This is a genomic window from Bradyrhizobium sp., assembly GCF_049691595.1.
Classification (GTDB): Bacteria; Pseudomonadota; Alphaproteobacteria; order Rhizobiales; family Xanthobacteraceae; genus Bradyrhizobium.
In genome coordinates this window covers 1-3,988 of record NZ_JBAVNZ010000535.1, presented here as the reverse complement: position 1 = coordinate 3,988, position 3,988 = coordinate 1, and the positions used below count along the sequence as shown (strand labels likewise).

General features: G+C 63.8%; 4 protein-coding genes. All 4 read right to left on the bottom strand.

What is annotated here, in order from left to right:
• On the bottom strand, positions 1-645 hold a 645-nt coding region (locus WCE35_RS21660), incomplete at its 3' end, for an MgtC/SapB family protein (RefSeq protein ID WP_424595361.1).
• 156 nt (positions 646-801) lie between these two features.
• The gene (locus WCE35_RS21655) at positions 802-1,689 is read right to left on the bottom strand and encodes an ABC transporter permease (RefSeq protein WP_424595360.1); all 888 of its coding nucleotides are present in this window, start codon (positions 1,687-1,689) and stop codon (positions 802-804) included.
• A gap of 3 nt (positions 1,690-1,692) precedes the next feature.
• Positions 1,693-2,634 (bottom strand): ABC transporter permease, encoded by a 942-nt coding sequence (locus WCE35_RS21650; protein WP_424595359.1) that lies wholly within the window; start codon positions 2,632-2,634, stop codon positions 1,693-1,695.
• Between the two features lie 187 nt (positions 2,635-2,821).
• Positions 2,822-3,988, bottom strand: a 1,167-nt coding sequence (locus WCE35_RS21645) for an ABC transporter substrate-binding protein (RefSeq protein WP_424595358.1), incomplete at its 5' end; no start/stop codon positions are given.

Genomic DNA, 3,988 nt, shown 5'->3' with positions numbered 1-3,988 from the left:
GGCCCCCATTGCGCCGACGGTCGCGGTGCTGGAAATGAAGCCTGAGGCGAGGCCCGCGACGGGAAGCCCGAATTTGGTTCCGAGCAGGCGCACCGCGACATAACCCGCGCTGCTGATGGCCATGATGAGGATGACGATGACCCAAATCGCGTGTGGATTTAATGCGCCATACGGTCCCATCGGACGATCGGGCACCAGCGGCAGAACGACGAGCGTCGCTCCGGCGAAGATCAGGGCGTCCTGCAGCTCGCTTTCCGCGAGAAAATTCCGGACGAAGTGGTGAAGCCGGGACTTGGCGGCGAGGACGACTGCCACGGTCACACCGAGCCCGGCTGCGAGTGGCGGCTGCTGCATCGAAAGCGCGCCAAGCAGGACGGTTGCCGTCAGCGCGATTTCCGTCGTAAGCCCTGGATCGTCTTCATGCCCGCGCCAATAGCCAACGGCAATCAGAACGATGGCGCCCGCGGTCGTAATCGCAAGCAGCATCGGACCGCCGACCAGCAGGCTGACAGCGCCGGCGAGCGAAGCGATGGTGAATGTTCGTATTCCCGCCGGCGAACGCGATGGACCAGAACCCTTACGGCGTTCCCGCTCGGCGCCGATCAGGAGGCCGATCCCAAGTGCGACTGCCAGGTTCAGGATCACGGGATCGATAATGGCCGTTCCTCGGGTTCAAGATTGTGGAACATCCCTATCATGAGAACACAATTTGAGGAATTGACGTCAATTCGACCCGAATTAGCGGAGCCGGCAGAGATTTCGCGCTGCGATCTTCTTGCCCGATACCACACCGAACGGGACTCACCGCTCGCGCGGGTCGAGCGCGTCGCGCAGGCCGTCGCCGACCAGGTTGAATGACAGCACCACCAGAAAGATCGCGAACCCCGGCCATAGCGCCATCCAGGGCGCGTTGGTCAGGAAGCGCTGCGCGGCATTGAGCATGCTGCCCCAGGACGGCGCCGGCGGCTGCTGGCCGAGGCCGAGGAAGGACAATGCGGCCTCCGCGATGATCGCGGCCGCGATCGACAGCGTCGCCTGCACCAGCAGTGCCGGCATGATGTTCGGCAGGATGTGGAACAGCGCGATGCGCCAGCGCGGATTGCCGATCGCGCGCGCGGCTTCGACATAATCCTCGACCTTGACGCTCATCACCTGGCCGCGGGTCAGGCGCACGAAGATCGGCGTGGCGGAAATGCCGATTGCGATCATGGCATTGCCGAGGCTTGGACCCAGAAACGCCGCCAGCGCGATGGCGAGGATCAAAAACGGGCAGGCCAGCATCGCATCGGTGATCCGGCTGATCAGCGCATCGATGAAACCGCCGCGATAGCCCGACAGCAGGCCCAGGGGAACGCCAATGCCAAGCGCGATGCCGACCGAGATCGCGCCCGCCATCAGCGAGGCCCGCGCGCCGTAGATCACGCGGGCAAAAATGTCACGGCCGAGATCGTCGGTGCCGAACCAGTGCAGCGCCGAGGGGGCTTTCCGCACCAGCGACCAGCTGGTCGCGATCGGGTCATAGGGCACGATCAGCGGCGCGAACAGCGCGAGCCCGACGAAGCCCGCGATCACGACGAGGCCTGCGACCGCGCCCTTGCGCTTGAACAGCCGGCGCAGCGCGCGCCGTGCCGGGCTCTCCAGTTCTTCGGAGACGGTGATCGGGAGTGCATCGAGCGCGGCGTCGGTCATCGCTCAATCCCTCAGCCGGGGATTGACCAGGACATAGGCGATGTCGGCGATCAGGTTCAGCGCGATGTAGATCGTCGCCGTCGTCAGCACCACGCCCTGCACGACCGCGTAATCGCGGTTGAACACGGCATCGACGATCAGCTTGCCAAAACCGGGAATCGAGAAGATCTGCTCGGTCAATACCGCGCCCGACAACAGCGTGCCGAGTTCGAGCGCGCCGAGCGTGATGATAGGGGTCAGCGCGTTGCGCATCGCGTGCTTGAGGATGACCGCGCGCTCCGAAAGCCCCTTGGCGCGCGCGGTGCGGACATAGTCGCTTTCCAGCACCTGCAGCATGGCGCTGCGGGTATGCCGCATCAGGATCGCGGCGATGGCGTTGCCGAGCACGAAGGCCGGCATGATGGTGGAGGCGAGGCTGGCGCGCCAGTTCTCGGTCGGCGGAACAAAACCGGATGCCGGCAGCCAGCCGAGCTCGATCGAGAACAGGAAGATCAGCATGATGCCGAGCCAGAAATTCGGCGTCGAAATGCCCCACAGCGCGAACAGATTGGCGCCGTAATCCCAGGCCGTGCCCTTCTTCACCGCCGACACGATCCCCGCGGGTATGCCGATCAGGAACGCGATCACGATTGCCATCGACGCCAGTTGCATCGTCACCGGCAGTTTTTGCGCAATCAGGCTCAGCACCGGCACCTTGTTGCGCAGCGACTCGCCGAAATCGCCGGACAATACACCCTTGACCCAGTAGATGTACTGAATGGGGATCGGCTGATCGAGCCGGTATTGCCGACGGATTTGTTCGATCACCGCGGGATCGCGTTCCTCGCCGGCCATGACCAGCGCGGGATCGCCGGGCAGCAGATGCTGCAGCGAGAAGATCAGGATCGAGACGAAGAACAGCGTCGGCACCAGTTGAAGGGCACGCCGGGCGAGGAAGTTCAGCATGGCGAACGCGCCCCGGGCGCGGCGCAGCGTGCAACGATGCGCGCGTTGCGTGTCCCGGGCGCAGTGCAGCGCGCAGCGATGCGCTGCAGAACCGGGACCCAGTCGAGACAGGCGGTAGGTCCCGGCTCTGCGGAGCAGCGTAAGAACGCTGCACCGCGTCCGGGACACGAGAGCATTTCCCTGCCTCTCACTTCAGCTTCAGCCCGATCACGCGCACCAGGCCGTCCGGCATCTGCTTGTAGCCTTCGAGCTTGGTGGTATGTGCGATCAGGAGTTTGCGGTGATAGAGGTAGATGATCGGTTCGTCGTTGAGCACGATTCTGGTCAGCTTCTCGTAGATCGCCTTGCGCTGGACCGGATCGTTGATGAGGCGCGCCTCTTCCATCGCCTTGTCGGCTTCCGTGTTGGAATAGCCGCCATCGTTCTGCGGTGCCTTGGTGTGCATGAAGACATAGGAATTGCCGTCGGGATCGATCCGGCCGCTCCAGCCGATCAGAAAAGCCTGGAACTCGCCGGCCTGGGCCTGCTTGAACGAGGTCGCAAATTCGATAACGCGGATCTTCAGGTCGAAGCCGGTTTCCGCCGCCATCGACTGCAAGACCTGAGCCACCGCCTCGTTCTCGGCGCCCTTGGGCACCATCATGTCGACGGCGACGGGCAGCGTCACACCGGCCTCTTTCAATAGCGCCTTCGCCCTGGCGACGTCGCGCTTCGGCACCGGAAACGCCTTCTGGTAATAGGGATGCTCGGGACTGACCCACTGATTGCCGGGCGTGAACTCGCCGTTGAACACCACCTGGGTGATCGCTTCGCGGTCGAACGACAGGTCGAGCGCCTGACGCACCTTCTCGGACTGGCTCAGCGCGCCCTTGTTCTTGTCATTGCCGATGTTGAGGGTGAGACCGAAATAGCCAAGCTCCAGCGCGGTCGACAGTTTCAGCCGTGAATCCGCGCGCACGTCCTTGATGTCGGTCGCCAGCACGCGCTCGATCAGATCGAGCCCGCCGGATTTCAGGTTGGCCAGCCGCACCGTGGCGTCGACGATCGGCAGAAACACCACGCGGTCGATGAAGACATTATCCTTGTTCCAGTAATCGGCGAATTTCTCGAACACCATGCGGTCCTGCTGCACGCGCTCGACGAATTTGTAGGGGCCCGCGCAAACCGGATGCAGCCCGAACTTGTCGCCGGCTTCCCTGGCCGCCCTGGGCGAGACCATCATGCCGGCGCGGTCGGTGAGCTGGGCGATCAGCGGCGAGTACGGGGTCTTCAGCACCAGCTTGATGGTGAGGGGGTCGACCACCTCGACACGATCGACGCTGGCAAGCTCCGGCTTGCGGAACGAGGTCGGAAA